The organism is Burkholderia sp. GW821-FHT14F03 (assembly GCF_058803765.1).
The window spans coordinates 15,105-29,127 of sequence record NZ_JBXAPG010000066.1; the positions used below are offsets into that span (position 1 = coordinate 15,105).

At 68.7% G+C, this 14,023-nt stretch carries 13 protein-coding genes; 9 read left to right on the plus strand and 4 right to left on the minus strand.

Annotated features, from left to right (window positions below):
* Window positions 1-70 precede the first annotated feature (70 nt).
* A complete protein-coding gene (gene shiA, locus AC1RQF_RS30280) occupies window positions 71-1,369 on the minus strand; it encodes a shikimate transporter (protein WP_492873753.1) in 1,299 nt (432 codons plus the stop codon).
* A gap of 273 nt (window positions 1,370-1,642) precedes the next feature.
* Here shiA and AC1RQF_RS30285 point away from each other — a divergent pair, with 273 nt between their 5' ends.
* On the plus strand, window positions 1,643-1,993 hold the full coding sequence (locus AC1RQF_RS30285) for a VOC family protein (RefSeq protein ID WP_273996039.1): 351 nt from the start codon (window positions 1,643-1,645) through the stop codon (window positions 1,991-1,993).
* Window positions 1,994-2,070: 77 nt separating this feature from the next.
* Here the strand turns inward: AC1RQF_RS30285 and AC1RQF_RS30290 are convergent, their stop codons facing one another.
* Window positions 2,071-2,901, minus strand: coding sequence for a hypothetical protein (locus AC1RQF_RS30290; RefSeq protein ID WP_492873755.1), 831 nt, complete (start codon window positions 2,899-2,901; stop codon window positions 2,071-2,073).
* Between the two features lie 121 nt (window positions 2,902-3,022).
* On the minus strand, window positions 3,023-3,613 hold the full coding sequence (locus tag AC1RQF_RS30295) for a tetratricopeptide repeat protein (RefSeq protein WP_273996037.1): 591 nt from the start codon (window positions 3,611-3,613) through the stop codon (window positions 3,023-3,025).
* 822 nt (window positions 3,614-4,435) lie between these two features.
* Here AC1RQF_RS30295 and AC1RQF_RS30300 point away from each other — a divergent pair.
* From AC1RQF_RS30300 to ugpC, 6 genes are all read left to right on the plus strand, one after another.
* Window positions 4,436-5,191, plus strand: coding sequence for a helix-turn-helix domain-containing protein (locus tag AC1RQF_RS30300; RefSeq protein WP_492873757.1), 756 nt, complete (start codon window positions 4,436-4,438; stop codon window positions 5,189-5,191).
* A 183-nt stretch (window positions 5,192-5,374) separates the two neighbouring features.
* Entirely contained in the window at window positions 5,375-6,613 is a 1,239-nt protein-coding gene (locus tag AC1RQF_RS30305) for an ABC transporter substrate-binding protein (protein ID WP_492873759.1), read from the plus strand.
* Between the two features lie 31 nt (window positions 6,614-6,644).
* Window positions 6,645-7,511: a carbohydrate ABC transporter permease gene (locus tag AC1RQF_RS30310; protein ID WP_492873761.1), complete on the plus strand. Its 867-nt coding sequence runs from the start codon at window positions 6,645-6,647 to the stop codon at window positions 7,509-7,511.
* Window positions 7,512-7,558: 47 nt separating this feature from the next.
* The gene (locus AC1RQF_RS30315; protein ID WP_273998350.1) at window positions 7,559-8,371 is read left to right on the plus strand and encodes a carbohydrate ABC transporter permease; all 813 of its coding nucleotides are present in this window, start codon (window positions 7,559-7,561) and stop codon (window positions 8,369-8,371) included.
* A gap of 103 nt (window positions 8,372-8,474) precedes the next feature.
* On the plus strand, window positions 8,475-9,674 hold the full coding sequence (locus tag AC1RQF_RS30320) for a porin (protein ID WP_273996033.1): 1,200 nt from the start codon (window positions 8,475-8,477) through the stop codon (window positions 9,672-9,674).
* A gap of 79 nt (window positions 9,675-9,753) precedes the next feature.
* Window positions 9,754-10,842: a sn-glycerol-3-phosphate ABC transporter ATP-binding protein UgpC gene (gene ugpC / locus AC1RQF_RS30325; protein ID WP_273996032.1), complete on the plus strand. Its 1,089-nt coding sequence runs from the start codon at window positions 9,754-9,756 to the stop codon at window positions 10,840-10,842.
* 17 nt (window positions 10,843-10,859) lie between these two features.
* Here the strand turns inward: ugpC and AC1RQF_RS30330 are convergent, their stop codons facing one another.
* Entirely contained in the window at window positions 10,860-11,873 is a 1,014-nt protein-coding gene (locus AC1RQF_RS30330; RefSeq protein ID WP_273996031.1) for a LacI family DNA-binding transcriptional regulator, read from the minus strand.
* Window positions 11,874-12,042: 169 nt separating this feature from the next.
* On the opposite strand from AC1RQF_RS30330, the gene AC1RQF_RS30335 reads away from it, so the two are divergent.
* A complete protein-coding gene (locus AC1RQF_RS30335; RefSeq protein ID WP_273996029.1) occupies window positions 12,043-12,945 on the plus strand; it encodes a phosphatidylinositol-specific phospholipase C in 903 nt (300 codons plus the stop codon).
* 296 nt (window positions 12,946-13,241) lie between these two features.
* On the plus strand, window positions 13,242-14,023 hold a 782-nt coding region (locus tag AC1RQF_RS30340), incomplete at its 3' end, for a flagellar cap protein FliD N-terminal domain-containing protein (protein ID WP_492873765.1).

Below are 14,023 nucleotides of genomic sequence, written 5' to 3' on the forward strand. Positions count from 1 at the left end.
TCGAGCGGGCGATTTCGGAATCGACGGGTTCCGCCGCCAGGATCGAGCGCCGGCGCGCCCGCTCAGGCGCTCAGACCGACCGCATCCGCGCGGCGACCCCGGCGGAGATCAGGCAGCCGAGCGCGAGATAGCCCGCGACGAGATACCACGCGCCGTCCGCGACGTTCACGAGCGCGACCGCGATGAACGGCGTGAAGCCGCCGCCCACCACGCTCGCGACCTGATAGCCGACGCCCGCGCCGCTATAGCGGTATTCCGCACCGAACAGATCGGTGAAGAGCGGCTGCTGGACGCTGACCACCATGTCGTGCGCGAGATTGGCGAGCAGCACCGAGAAAACCACGATCCAGGCGGTGGCGCGCGCCTCCAGCGCGATGAAGAACGGCACCGCGCAGACGCAGCCGAGCAGCGCGCCGATCAGGTAGATGCGGCGCAGCCCGTAGCGATCGGCGAGCCGGGCGAAGCAGGGGATCGTCACGCAGCTGAGCGCGCCGACGAGCAGGCCGATGTTCAGGAACAGGTCGCGCGACATGCCCAGGTTGCGGGTCGAGTAGCTGAGCGCGAACGTGGTGACGATATACATCGTGAACAGTTCCGCGAGGCGCAGCGCGATGATGAACAGGAAGGCCTTCGGATGGCGCGCGAGTGCTTCGAGCACCGGCAGCTTCAGGCGGCGTCCGCCTTGCTCGACCCGTTCGACGAACTCGTGCGATTCCGTCATGCTCGCGCGCACCCACAGGCCGACCAGCACGAGCGCGATGCTGAACACGAACGGCAGGCGCCAACCCCAGGCGCGGAACGCGTCGTCGCCGAGCAGGTGGCTCGACAGCGAGACGACGCCCGTCGCCAGCACGAGTCCGACGCCGTATCCGACCTGCACGCCGCTGCTGTAGAACGCCTTGTGCCGGCGCGGTGCGCTTTCGACCGCCATCAGCGCCGCGCCGCCCCATTCGCCGCCGACCGCGAAGCCCTGCGCCGCGCGCAGCAGCACGAGCAGCACGGGCGCCCACCAGCCGATCGACGCGAAGGTCGGCAGCAGGCCGATCGCGACCGTGGACAGGCCCATCAGCATCACGGTCAGCACCAGCATGCGCTTGCGGCCGAGCCGGTCGCCGTAATGCCCGAACACGACGCCGCCCAGCGGCCGGAACAGGAAGCCGACGCCGAAGGTGGCGAACGCGGCGAGGGTGCCCATGGTCGGGCTGATCGCCGGAAAGAACGCGGTGTTGAACACCAGCGCGGCGACGATGCCGTACAGCAGGAAGTCGTACCAGTCGACCACGGCGCCGACGAAACTGCCGAGCGCGGCCCGGCGCGCCTGGCTGCGCTCGCCCGGTGCGCGGTCGAGGGAATCGGTGGATGCGGTCATGAAAGCGGGTCTCCGTTAGATCTGGGAAAGGCGGGCCGCCGCGTGTCGCGGCGCAGTCGCTGAACGTAGGAGGATAAGTGGGGCCGAGGTGTCGCGGCAATGGCGCGCCGACCTGAACGCACGCGATCATCGCGTGGATTCGTTCTGCCGAGACGCGTTTTCCGGGCGGCCGACTGGCTGTTGGAGCCGCTGCGGGCGTACTCGGGCGGGTGTATAGTGCGCGACGCGATTCGCCGCCATTCCGCGGCGTTCGTCCTCATCCGGGAGTCTGCGATGCGCGTCAGGAGCGTCTATTTCAAGGTGACCGACATGGAACAGTCGGTCGCGTTCTGGGAGAGCCTGCTGGCGCGGCCGCCCGGACGCCGTTCGGCGCACTGGACGGAATTCGCGATCGGCGAGGTGCGCCTCGGCCTGCTGCTGAACGATTTTGGGGAAACCCTGACGGGCAGCGCGTGCGTGCCGGTGTTCGAATTCGAGGCGGCCGCGCTGGCCGCGTTCGCCGCGAAGGCGCGGGCGCTCGGCGCGTCGGTGGTGGTCGACGGTCTCGATGATCCGGCGATGAACAGCATCGTGCTCGCCGCGCCGGACGGCCACGAATTCGAGTTGTACAAGGGCCACGGCTGACCGACCCGTGGCCTGGCCCGCCGTCCTTGCGCGGCGCGCAGGGGCAGGGGACCGGGCCGGCCCCCTGCGCCGGCTGGTCAGTTGACCTTCAACTGGCCGCCGCGGCCGAGGCCGCCCTTGACGTCCTGGGCCTTGTAGCTGCGCAGCGAAACGACCATCTTGTTGTACGCGTCGATGAACGCGACCACCGTGGCCTTGCCTTCCGGCGTCGACGTGAAACCGCTCAGGCCGCCGCCCACGTTGCCGCCGAAGCCCGACAGCGCCGCGCCGAAGTTGGTCGAGGTCGAGCTGCCTTCGGCGGCGGCGATCTGCACCGCCGAGCGCACGTCGAACAGCGTCAGCGTGACGACCGACGACTTCGTCTGCAGGCTGCCCGCGACCCGCGCGACCGCGCTGCTGCCGATCAGCCCGCCGATCATGCTGCCGATGCCGCCGACCGGCGAATCGTTGATCACGATCTGCGGTTCCATGTAGTAATCGGCCGCGACGCGCTGTCCCTTCTGCTGTTTCGAGCCCGCGCGATACTCGCCGGTATTGCGCTGCAGGTCGGTGATGCGGGCCAGGCGCGCATCGCTCTTCTGGTTGCCGATCGAGGTGATCACGAAGCAGTTGGACTGCTGCACCGCGAGGCGCAGCAGCGGATCGATGCTCGTCACCTTGGTGGCGCTGCCGAACTGGCCCCACCAGTCGGCGTTGCGGCCGTCGTCGACCGCGATCGTGCCGAGCGGCGTGGTGCAGCGCTGCAGCGTCGAATCGGCGCCGGCGCTGGTGCCGCCCGCGGCCGCGCCCGTCACGCCGGCATTTTCGCCGCCCGGCGTCACCATGCCGCCGCACGCGGCGAGCGATGCGGCCAGCGTGGCCGCGACCGCGCATTGGAGGGTGAAACGGCTGGAATGAGTGGTCTTCATGTCGTTATGGATCACAGTTGAGTCGAAGTTCGGCCTAGTGCGTGATGCACGTTGCTAAGCCCCCGGCAAGGCACGCGACGAGTCGGTCTCCCCGCTGCGGCCCGGCAGCTTCCGGATCCGGTCAATACCAGTACCAGGACGTCTCGCGCCAGACGCCCTGGTACGGGTAGCCCGCATTCCAGTAGCCGTAATAGACGTCACGCCAGCGCGTGAGCCACTTGTATTCCTGTTCGTCGGATTGCTTGGCCGCGCGGGCCTGTTCGAGCAGCTTCTGCGAGTCCTTGTCGCCGCGGCTCACCGCGATCGACAGCCATTTCTCGGCTTCGCGCGGGTCCGGGCCCATCTCTTCGAGGCCGAACAGGTAGTAGCTGCCGAGCGCTTTCTGGGCGGCGAGGTTGCCGCCCTCGGCGGCCTTGCGCATCCAGACGAGCGCCTGATAGCTGTCCTGCCGGACGCCGTCGCCGCGGAAGTAGCGCAGGCCGAGGTCGTAGGCCGCGCGCGGCTCGGTCTCGGCGCTCGCCTTCAGCGCCGCGATGCGCGGATCGACGCGCTCGGACGCGTTCGCCGAGGCGTCGAACGACACCTGATCCTTCGGACGGTCCGCGCAGCCGCGGTCGTCGCAGATACGCACCAGGTTGCCGGCGGACGGATTTTGCGCACAGGCGGCGAGCGCCAGGACGGCGATGCACGGCGCGAGAAAGCGATACTTCATGTTGACCCCTGGTCCCCTGTTGACTGCTGACGACGTCGCCTCGGCTCAGGTTATTCATTAGGAATCCATAGCCATTGGCGCGATGCATACCGGCGGTTCTTGCGATTTCGATCGGGGCCCTTGTCGGGATCCTGGCAACGCATGATGCGCAAAACCGCTTTCCCATCAGTAGCGCTGAATGTTTATCCGGTCGGCGAATCAGGATTAATCCTTTAATTACCGCCGCTTCAATCGGGCTTGCGTGGATCGGGATAATAAAATCTCTTCGTCGCGGCGGGGTGTCCGCCCGTCCAGATTTGGTGACCCGCCGTCCCGCGGCAGATGAGTATCTTGGAATCCTATCGTTAAATGAGAATTCCAATGCGAGAAGGCTGGACTGCTATTGCAGATAATTGATGGGAAGCCTCATTTCTGGGATGTTCGCTCGGTTTTATTTCGGGGCTGATCACAACGGAGCATTCCGTGTCAGAATATTTCCTTGCATGGAAGGATAGTCATCGGATCTGGTTCAAGTCGCCTGAAAGCTTGTTTTCAGACGTGTCATATCAAACAAAGTTAAGTGGAAGCGAGCGGAAGTTAATCCCGTGGGCGATTATCCCGGGCAATTCGACATGCAAAGTCGCGGTGCGATCTGCACATGTTTTATTGTGATTGGGCGTAAGTCGAAGGGGTTTTCACAGGTGGGCGGGCGGTGGGCTTCGTTGCCGGTTTCAATCTGGAGCGGGGCATCACATTCCACATGACAAGCGCGACGACGCAGTGCGCGCAATGAAGAAAGGAAACGATGCCTGCCGGCGTGCGCAGCGGCTGAGAGCCCGCTCCGTGCTGTCGACCGGACAGGCTGGGGTACCGTCAATGGACGACATATCTAAGCAGGATGCTGGGCAACCGGGGGCGGCCCTGGAGGCGGCGGGGGGGCACGCCGCGCTGGTGCATCGGTCGCTTGCCGCGGCGGACGCGCGCCGCGAGGCCGCCGAGGCCCGTGATGGGCAGGCGACGCACCCGGGCGTGGCTGCGCCGCCCGGGCAACCGGATCCCCTTGAGGGGCCGGCGGCGGAATTGCAGGTCTCCGACGCCGCGAGCGAACTGCTGTTCGACTACCTGTGCTCGCTGCGCAAGCATCTGCCGCACCTGAGCGCGGCGGAGACCCCGCACGTGATCCAGGCAACCAACAGCCTGATGCGGGCAGGGCTGCGCCCGCTGCCCGACGCCGCGCGCGACGAAGGGCGAGCGCCGCCCAACACGGTGCTGTTTCAGCGCGTGCAGCGCTACATCGACAGCAACCTGTCCAGCGCCGACCTCACGCCCGAGCGGATCTGCAAGGACGTCGGCATCTCGCGTTCCAAGCTGTACCAGCTGTTCGCGCCGTCGGGCGGGGTGATGCGGGTCGTGCAGCGCGAGCGGCTGCTGCGGATCCGCGAGATCCTGGCCGATCCGGCGCGACCGAAGATGCGCATCGCGGAGATCGCGTGGTGCCACGGCTTCGTCAGCGAGAAGCACTTCAGTCGGGTTTTCAAGGCCGAATTCGGCCATACGCCGCGCGAAACCCTCGAACGCGCGCCACGCGCCGGCGCCTGAACGGCCGGCCGCCGCGTGGCGGCCGGCGCACCTCCCGACGCACTTCCAGGAAACCGATGCCATAAATCTTTAACGATGGGCCGCGACAATGGCGCCCGTGTCGATCGCCGTGAGTTGGATCCGGCGTTGCACACGTGTGCAATCCTGTCGCGAGCCACGCGGCGTTCACCCGAGAGAGACCCGATGAAACTGTCCAGCCGCCTGCGCGCGTTATCCGTCGCCATCGCCCTTACCGTCACGAGCCTCGGCGCGAGCGCGGCGGACCTCGTGATCGCGGGACGCGACGACATCTATGGCAAGGGCCTCGCCGAGGCGGTCGCCGGCTTCACGAAGCTGCACCCGGGCGCGGACATCGAATTGCTGAAGCTGCCGAACAGCGGCCTGTACCAGAAGCTCAAGCTGTCGCTGCGCGAGGGGACGAGCGCGTACGACCTGATCATGATGGACGACACCTGGGCGCCTGAATTCATCGGCAACGGCTGGCTGAAGCCGCTGCCCGGGGCGCTCGCGGACGCGGACCTCGTGCCGTCGACGGTCGCGCTCGGCCGCGCCGCGTCCGGCGGCCTGTATGCGCTGCCGGTGGTCGGCAACGTCGAGCTGTTCGCCTACCGCAAGGATCTGCTCGCGAAATACAAACTGCAGCCGCCGCGCACCTGGGACGATGTGCTGAAGATCGCGCAGACCATCGGGACGGCGGACAAGCAGACGGCCGGCGTGGTGTTCCGCGGCACCAAGGGCAATCCGGTCGTGACGGGCTTCCTGCCGATCCTGTGGGCGTACGGCGGCGATGTGCTCGACCGCGACGGCAAGGTCGCGATCGACACGCCGCAGGCGCGCGCGGCCCTGAAGACGTTCCTCGCGCTCAAGCCCTGGGCGCCGCGCGACGTCGACGTCTACGGCGCGGCCGAAGTGCGCGACGCATTGCAGCGCGGCGCGGCGGCGCAGGCGATCGAGGTGTGGCCGGCATGGATTCCGGCGCTCGACGATCCGCAGCAGTCGCGGGTCGTCGCGCAGATCGGCTTGCAGGCGCCGCCGGGGCAGGTGACGGGCCCGGCGCCGATGCTCGGCATCTGGCAGATGGCGATTCCGAAGGATGCGCCGCACGCGCCGCTCGCGCAGGCGTTCCTGGCCTATCTGACGTCGCGCGACACGCAGACGCGCCTCGCGGCGCTCGGCCTGCCGCCGACCCGCCGCAGCGTGTTCGCCGATCCGGCGCTGGTCAAGCAGTTCCGCTGGTATCCGGACCAGTTGAAGGCGCTCGAGGCGGGCCGCGCGCGGCCGCGCGTGAAGGACTGGCAGCAGCTCGAAAGCATCCTCGGCGACCAGCTGCAGCTCGCGCTGACGGGCCAGAGCGCGCCGGACGCCGCCTTGCGCCAGGCCGCGCAGAAGATGGCGCAGGCGCTCGCGGCGGGCAGCCAGTGACGCGCGCGTCCCGCACGCGGGAGTCGAACCGATGAAATCGCTGCGCGGCATCCCGCCGCTCGCGTTCCTGACCGCGCCCGCGCTGCTGGTGCTCGGCGTGCTCGCGCTGTATCCGGTGGCGCGGGTGCTGGCCGACTCGTTCCTGCGCGGCGGCGGGGCGGGCGGCCCGGTGTTCGCGGGGCTCGCGCATTACCGGGCGGTGCTCGGCGACGACGCCTTCGCGGCGAGTTTCGCCAATACGCTGCACTTCACCGTGGTCGCCTCGCTCGCCGAGGTGGCGCTCGGCTTCGGGCTCGCGCTGCTGTTCGTGCGCGTGTTTCCGGGCCGGCGCATCGCGCTGCCGCTCGCGATCCTGCCGATGATGCTGTCGACGCTCGTGTGTTCGGCGATCTGGCGCAACTGGCTCAACTACAACGGTTTCCTGAACGCGCTGCTGGCGGCAGTCGGCCTGCCGGGCGTGCGCTGGCTGTCCGATCCGCAGCTCGCGATCTGGTCGCTGATCCTGGTCGACGTGTGGCAATGGACGCCGATGGCGTTCCTGATCATCCTGGCCGGCTTGCAGGCGATTCCGCGCGAGCTGTACGAGGCCGCGCGCACCGACGGCGCGAGCGACTGGCAATGCCTCGCCCATATCACGCTGCCGCTCGCCGCGCCGCAGATCGCGCTCGCGCTGCTGCTGCGCTCGATCGACACCTTCAAGCTGTTCGACAAGGTCTACGCGCTCACGGGCGGCGGGCCGGGCAACGCGACGCAGACCCTGTCGACCTATGTCTACGACACGGGCTTCCGCTTCTTCAACCAGGGGCCGGCCAGCGCGGCGGCGGTCCTGATGCTCGCGGCGTCGGCCGTGCTCGTCTCGGGATATGTATGGCTATCGTTTCGCAAGCGGGGCAACTGATGGGTGCGCCGGCACAGGCCGCGCCGCCGCGTCCGGCCGCCCGCGCGATGGGCAGGATGGCGCTTGGCGCCTTGCGCGGCGCGGCGCTGCTCGCCTTGCTGCTGCCTTGTCTGTGGATGCTCGGCGCGGCCTTCATGCCGACGCTCGAACGGCTCGATCATCCGCTGAGGCTGTGGCCGGCCGCGCCCACCTTGGCGCATTTCTCGGCGGTCTGGGCCAGCGGGATCGGCGTTCAGGTCGCGAATTCGCTGCTCGTGAGCAGCGGTGCGACCATCCTGTCGCTGGCGCTCGCGTTTCCGGCAGCCTACGCGCTCGCCAGGCTGCGCTTCCCGGCGCGGCTCGACCTGCTGTTCCTGCTCCTGGTGCTCGCGCTGAAGCTGATGCCGCCGATCACGATCGCCGTGCCGCTGTTCACGCTCGCGAAAACCCTGCATCTGCTCGACTCGCTGCCCGGGCTAATGCTCGCGTACCAGATCTACACGCTGCCGATGGCGATCTGGATGCTGCTGTCGTTCGTACGCGAAGTGCCGGTCGAATACGAGGAGGCGGCCTGCCTCGACGGCGCGGGCCTCGCGCGCCGTCTCCTGCATATCGTGCTGCCGCTGTGCGCGCCGGGGCTGATGGCGACGGCGATCTTCGTGTTCATCGCCGCGTGGAACGAATTCCTGCTCGCGCTGCTGTTCGTGTCGACGCCGAGCCGCTTCACGCTGCCGCTCGCGATCGCCGGCTACGTGACCGAAAACGGCATCGACTGGGGCGACCTGATGAGCGCGGGGCTGATCGCGTCGCTGCCGACGCTCGCCGTGGCGGGCTACGTGCAGCGCTACCTGCTGCGCGGTTTCGCGGGCGGGCTCAAATAGATCGAACAAAGCCCGGGCCGCGCGACGGTCCGGGCGCGAGAGGCACCTGAATCCGGCCGGACGCCGTCGCGCCCGCCATACAACCATTAGGAGTCCAGCATAAATGAACAAGCGCATGGTCGTTTTCGCAGCAGCGGGTTTCGCGGCCGCCGCCGCGCATGCCCAGAGCAGCGTCACGCTTTACGGGGTGCTCGACAACGGCATCGTTTACCAGAACAGCAGCACCACGCGCGGCTCGACCTCGGGCGGCCGTTCGGCCGTGACGATGTCGACGGGCGCCTGGGCCGGCAGCCGGTTCGGCCTGAAGGGCGGTGAGGATCTCGGCGGCGGCACGAAGGCGATCTTCCAGCTCGAGTCCGGCGTCAGCACGACCAACGGCACCGCGCAGTTCGCGGGCGGCATCTTCACGCGCCAGGCGTGGGTCGGCCTGACCAACCCCGTCTACGGCTCGCTGACGGCCGGCCGCCAGTACACGGCGTACTACACGCTGCTGTCGCCGTACAGCCCGACCACCTGGCTCACGGGCTTCTTCGGCGCGCACCCGGGCGATATCGACTCGCTCGACACCACGATCCGCGCGAACAACTCGCTCGTCTACACGTCCCCGAAGATCGGCGGCTTCACCGTGAGCGGGTCGTACGCGCTGGGCGGCGTCGCCGGCAGCGTCAACCGCGGCTCCACCTGGAGCGCCGCGCTGCAATACCTGAACGGGCCGCTCGGCATCGCGGCCGGCTTCCAGCGCGTCAACAACTCCACGCCCGGCGGCGGCGCGTGGGGCGCGGATTCGACGACCAGCTCGGGCGGCCAGCCGGGCGTGTCGGCGATCAACAACGGCTACCAGACCGCGCAGGCGCAGCAGCGCGTGGCGGTGACGGCGGGCTATCAGTTCTCCTCGGCGTGGGACGTGTCGGTGTCGTATTCGAACGTGCAGTACCTGCCGGGCGCCGGCTCGGCGTTCCGCAATACCGCGACCTTCAACACCGGCGGCATCGCGCTGCACTGGAAGCCGAGCGCGACCTGGGATCTCGCGGGCGGCTACAGCTACACGCGCGCGACCCAGTCGAACGGCATCACGAGCGCCGCGCAGTATCACCAGCTGTCGCTGACCCAGTACTACAGCCTGTCGAAGCGCACCGGGCTGTATCTGGGCGAGGCGTTCCAGCGCGCGAACGGCAAGACGATCGGCTCGAACGGCACGCAGATCATCGACGCGACCGCCTCGGTCGGCGACGGCTTCAATGGCACGCCCGCGTCGACGCGCACGCAGATCGTCGTGGGCGGCGGGATGCTGCATCGCTTCTGACGCAACCGCGTCCCGCTCCGCACGCGCCGCGCCCGCTTCGCCGGGCGCGGCGCCTTGGCACAGACAACCAGGAATCCCCGTGGCGACACTCACGCTCAACGCGGTTCGCAAGACCCGCGCGCTCCGGCAGCCGGTGCTGCAGCACATCGACCTAGACGTCGCCGACGGCGAATTCGTCGTGCTGGTCGGCCCGTCCGGCTGCGGCAAATCCACGCTGCTGCGGCTCACGGCGGGCCTCGACAGCGTGACCTCGGGCGAGATCCGCATCGGCGGGCGGCGGGTCAACGACATCGACGCGCGCGATCGCGACGTCGCGATGGTGTTCCAGAACTACGCGCTGTATCCGCATCTGACGGTCGCGGACAACATCGCGTTCGGGATGCGCATGCGCGGCGTCGCGCCCGATGCGATCCGCACGCGGGTCGCGCAGACGGCGCGGATGCTGGCGCTCGACGCGCTGCTCGCGCGCAAGCCCGGCGAATTGTCGGGCGGCCAGCGGCAGCGCGTGGCGATGGGGCGCGCGATCGTGCGCGAGCCGGCGCTGTTCCTGTTTGACGAGCCGCTGTCGAATCTCGATGCCCGCCTGCGCGCGCAGCTGCGCGTCGAAATGCGGCGGCTGCATGCGCGGCTCGCGACCACCACGCTGTACGTGACCCACGACCAGGTCGAGGCGATGACGCTCGCGCAGCGCATCGTCGTGCTGAACCAGGGGCGGGTCGAGCAGATCGACACGCCCGAGCAGATCTATGCGCGCCCGGGCAGCACCTTCGTCGCGAGCTTCATGGGCGCGCCGCCGATGAACCTGCTGCCGGGCCGGCTCGCGGCCGACGGCGGGGCGTTCGAGGTCGACGGCGGCCCCTCGCTCGCGCTGCCCGAGGCATGGCGGCGGGTGGACGGGCTTCGGCCCGGGCGGGGCTACGTGCTCGGCATACGTCCCGAGCATCTCGGGCTCGGCCGTGCCGAGGGCTGTGCGCGGGCGGCGCTGCCGGTGGAACTGGTCGAGATGCTCGGCGCGGATACGCTCGCGTTCGGCGCGTGGGGCGACGCGAGCGTCGCGGTGCGGCTGCCGCATGGCCTGCGCGCGACGCCGGGCGACGCGCTCGAACTCCATCTGCCGCCGGCCCACCTGCATCTGTTCGACCGGGAAACCGGGCGCCGCGTCCATTGAGCGGCGCGCCGCGCGCCTCAGCCGCAGGTCTTGCGCACCACGCTCGTGACGGGCACGACGCGCGTGCGGGAATCGCCGCTGTAGGCATCGATGCGATCCGCGAGCATGTCGACGGCCTGATTCGCGAGCCCGTGTGTGTCCTGCTGGATCGTGCTCAATTGATAGGTGTCGTAGCCGGCCGCCGGAATGTCGTCGAAGCCGATCACGCACAGGTCGCCGGGCACGCTCAGGCCGTAATGGTGGCGCGCCGTATCGATCAGCCCGAGCGCGAGCAGGTCCGACGAGCAGAACACGCCGTCGGGACGCGGGTCGAGCGCGGCCAGCCGGTGCGCGGCCGCGACGCCCGATGCGTAAGTGTCGGCGGGCGTATCGAGCAGCGCGACGGGCGGCAAGCCGCCCTCCGGCGCCAAGCGCGCGAACTCGGCATGCCGCGCGAGTGCGCTGTAGCTGGTCTCGACCGGCCCGACGAACGCGAGCCGGCGCGCCCCGGCGCGCGTCAGCAGCCGGGCGGCGTGCGCCGCGCCGGCCGCGTTGTCGCTGACGACCACGTCGGCGCCCGGCAGGTTCGACGCGCGGTTGATCATCGCGACCGGAATCTGGTGGTCGAGGTACTGGCGCGCGAGCCGCAGCGGCGGCGAGGCCGAGGTCATCACGATGCCCGCGATCCGGTAGCTGAGCAGCATTTCGAGCGAGTGCTTGATCTGGCGCGGATCCTCGGCGTTCATCACGAGCGGCGTCAGCGCATAGCGGCCGAGCGCGGTGAGGATGTCCGCGAGCAGCTTGGCGCGAAACGGATTCTCGAAGCCGGCCGTGACGACGCCGACCATGCTGCTGCGCTGCGTGATCATGTCGCGCGCGATCAGGTTGACCTGGTAGCCGAGCGCGCGCGCGGCGCGCATCACGCGCTCGCGGGTTTCGGGCGCGATGCTCGCGGTCGGCGAGAAGGCGCGGGAGACGGCGGAGCGGGAGACGCCGGCGCGCAGCGCGACGTCGGAGGCGGTGACCCAGTGCTTGTTCGGTTTGTCAGCCATGCGCGATCGAAGGGGCGAGGCCCGGCGCGCAGCGGCGGCGCCCGGGCGGCGACACATGATACGGCCGCGCGGCACGCGCCGCGCGGCCGCACCCGCGAAGTATTGATTGATCCATCCGGACGGCGCGTGCCGGCGCGCCGGTCCGCCTTGCCATCGCCGGCCATTTTCCATGACCCATTGCCAGACCGATGCCTCCTTGCCGCTGTCCGACTGGATGGCGGCGCTCGACGACAGCCGGGCGCTCCAGGCGCTTACCTTAGCCGGGAGTCATGACACCTGTGCGTATACCGTCGACGACGCGCTCGCCCGCACCCAGTCGGCCCCGCTCGACGCGCAGCTGCGCCACGGCGTGCGGGTGCTCGACATCCGCTGCCGGCACGAGCGGGACCTGTTCCATATCAATCATGGCGGCATCCCGCTCGGGCTGATGTTCGACGACGTGCTCGACGACTGCGCGCGCTTTCTCGCCGCGCATCCGGGCGAAGCCATCGTGATGTCGGTGAAGGACGAGTGCGGTCCGCGCGCCTGCACTCGGACCTTCGCGCAGACCTTCGCGGCTTACCGGCAGCGCCATGCGCGCCTGCGCTGGCGGCTGGAGCCGGTGGCGTCGACGCTCGGCGCGGCGCGCGGCGCGATCGTGCTGCTGCGCCGCTTCGCAAGCGGGCAGCCGCTCGGGCTCGACGCGTCGGCGTGGCCCGACAACGCCAGTTTCACCATCGACGCGCCCGGCGCGGCGTTCTCGATCCAGGACGAATACCGGGTGCCGGTGCGCGCCTCGCTCGATTACAAGTGGCGCGCGATCGATGCGCTGCTGGCGGACACGGCGCGGCTCGTCGAGGCCGGCCGCTGGGTCGTGAATTTTTGTAGCGGCACCGGCATGGGGGCGAATCCGTCGGTGGTCGCGCTCGGCGACGCGGCCAGCGTGGGCATCCATGCCCGGCTGGCGGCCCGGTTGGCCGCGTGCGCGGGCCCGTGCGGCACGCTGCTGTTCGATTTCTGCGACGACCGGGACTGGGCGCTCGTGCGTGCGCTGGTCGAGCGCAATCGGCGGGCCGCCGACGGCGGCGGATGAACCGATGCAGGGAGATCGGCAACATTGCGCGGCGAAAAAGACCCGAAGCGGCGGGAAAGAAGTCGGGGCGCGGCGGTTTCGCGCCTCGACCCTGGCCGCCCGGGGCCGGGACGGAGGAGGCAGGATTGTTTCCAAATGTGCAACCTGCAGCGACAAATATCAACGCGGCGTCGCGTAAAACGAGGGCAGGATGCCGATTACGCAGAAATTTTCGCATCCAGGGCTAAAGTATTACGTTAATCTTTCCGAAAATTACTGTCGTAATGGTCAGATTAATCAACTTGCGGGGGTAGTCCATGGCGATCGACAGCTTAACCAACAACACGGCAATCAATTCCAACTCTGCGCTGCAGGACGCGGCGCAGTCGATCATCAACGGCGCCACGGGCAAGAGCAATCTGGACGTCGATGGGCTGGTCGCCGTGCTGGTCAAGGGCAAGACGGCCGGCCTGAACGTGGCGATCAGTGCCGCCACCACCCGGAACAACGATTTGTCCGCCGCGTTCGGCCGCCTGCGCAACGAACTGACGTCGCTGCAGAAGGCGCTGACCTCGCTGTCCGACGGCACGCTGCAGCAGAAATTCGCGGTCAACGCATCGGGCAAGGGCCTGACGGCCACCACCGAGAAGGGCGCGACGGCCGGCAGCTACCAGGTGGAAGTCAAGCAGGTCGCGAATTCCCAGACGCTCGTGTCGAGCGCGTTCGATCCGAAGCAGAAGCTCGGCACCGGCACGATGACGCTCAAGGTCGGCGACAAGTCGATGGCGCTCGACATCACCCCGGAGAACAACACCCCGGCCGGCATCGCCGCCGCCATCAACGCCTCGCAAAAGAACCCGGGCGTGACGGCCACGGTCGTCAACGGCACTGACGGCGCGCACCTGGTGCTGCGCACGGTCGCCTCGGGCAGCGCGAACGTCATCAACATCGACGTCAGCAACGTCAAGGACGACGGCGGCCTGTCGAAGTTCGCGGTGCAGTCGGTGGTCGATCCGACGGGCGGCCCGTCGAAGGTGATGGACGGGGCTCACACCTGGACCCAGAGCAAGGACGCGGCGGCCCAGGATGCGATCGTCTC

What these genes read in the sequence shown, in the direction of transcription:
- shiA (WP_492873753.1), bottom strand. Translation starts at nt 1,369, where the DNA reads ATGACCGCATCCACCGATTCCCTCGACCGCGCACCGGGCGAGCGCAGC.
- AC1RQF_RS30285 (WP_273996039.1), top strand. Translation starts at nt 1,643, where the DNA reads ATGCGCGTCAGGAGCGTCTATTTCAAGGTGACCGACATGGAACAGTCG.
- AC1RQF_RS30290 (WP_492873755.1), bottom strand. Translation starts at nt 2,901, where the DNA reads ATGAAGACCACTCATTCCAGCCGTTTCACCCTCCAATGCGCGGTCGCG.
- AC1RQF_RS30295 (WP_273996037.1), bottom strand. Translation starts at nt 3,613, where the DNA reads ATGAAGTATCGCTTTCTCGCGCCGTGCATCGCCGTCCTGGCGCTCGCC.
- AC1RQF_RS30305 (WP_492873759.1), top strand. Translation starts at nt 5,375, where the DNA reads ATGAAACTGTCCAGCCGCCTGCGCGCGTTATCCGTCGCCATCGCCCTT.
- AC1RQF_RS30310 (WP_492873761.1), top strand. Translation starts at nt 6,645, where the DNA reads ATGAAATCGCTGCGCGGCATCCCGCCGCTCGCGTTCCTGACCGCGCCC.
- AC1RQF_RS30315 (WP_273998350.1), top strand. Translation starts at nt 7,559, where the DNA reads ATGGGCAGGATGGCGCTTGGCGCCTTGCGCGGCGCGGCGCTGCTCGCC.
- AC1RQF_RS30320 (WP_273996033.1), top strand. Translation starts at nt 8,475, where the DNA reads ATGAACAAGCGCATGGTCGTTTTCGCAGCAGCGGGTTTCGCGGCCGCC.
- AC1RQF_RS30330 (WP_273996031.1), bottom strand. Translation starts at nt 11,873, where the DNA reads ATGGCTGACAAACCGAACAAGCACTGGGTCACCGCCTCCGACGTCGCG.
- AC1RQF_RS30335 (WP_273996029.1), top strand. Translation starts at nt 12,043, where the DNA reads ATGACCCATTGCCAGACCGATGCCTCCTTGCCGCTGTCCGACTGGATG.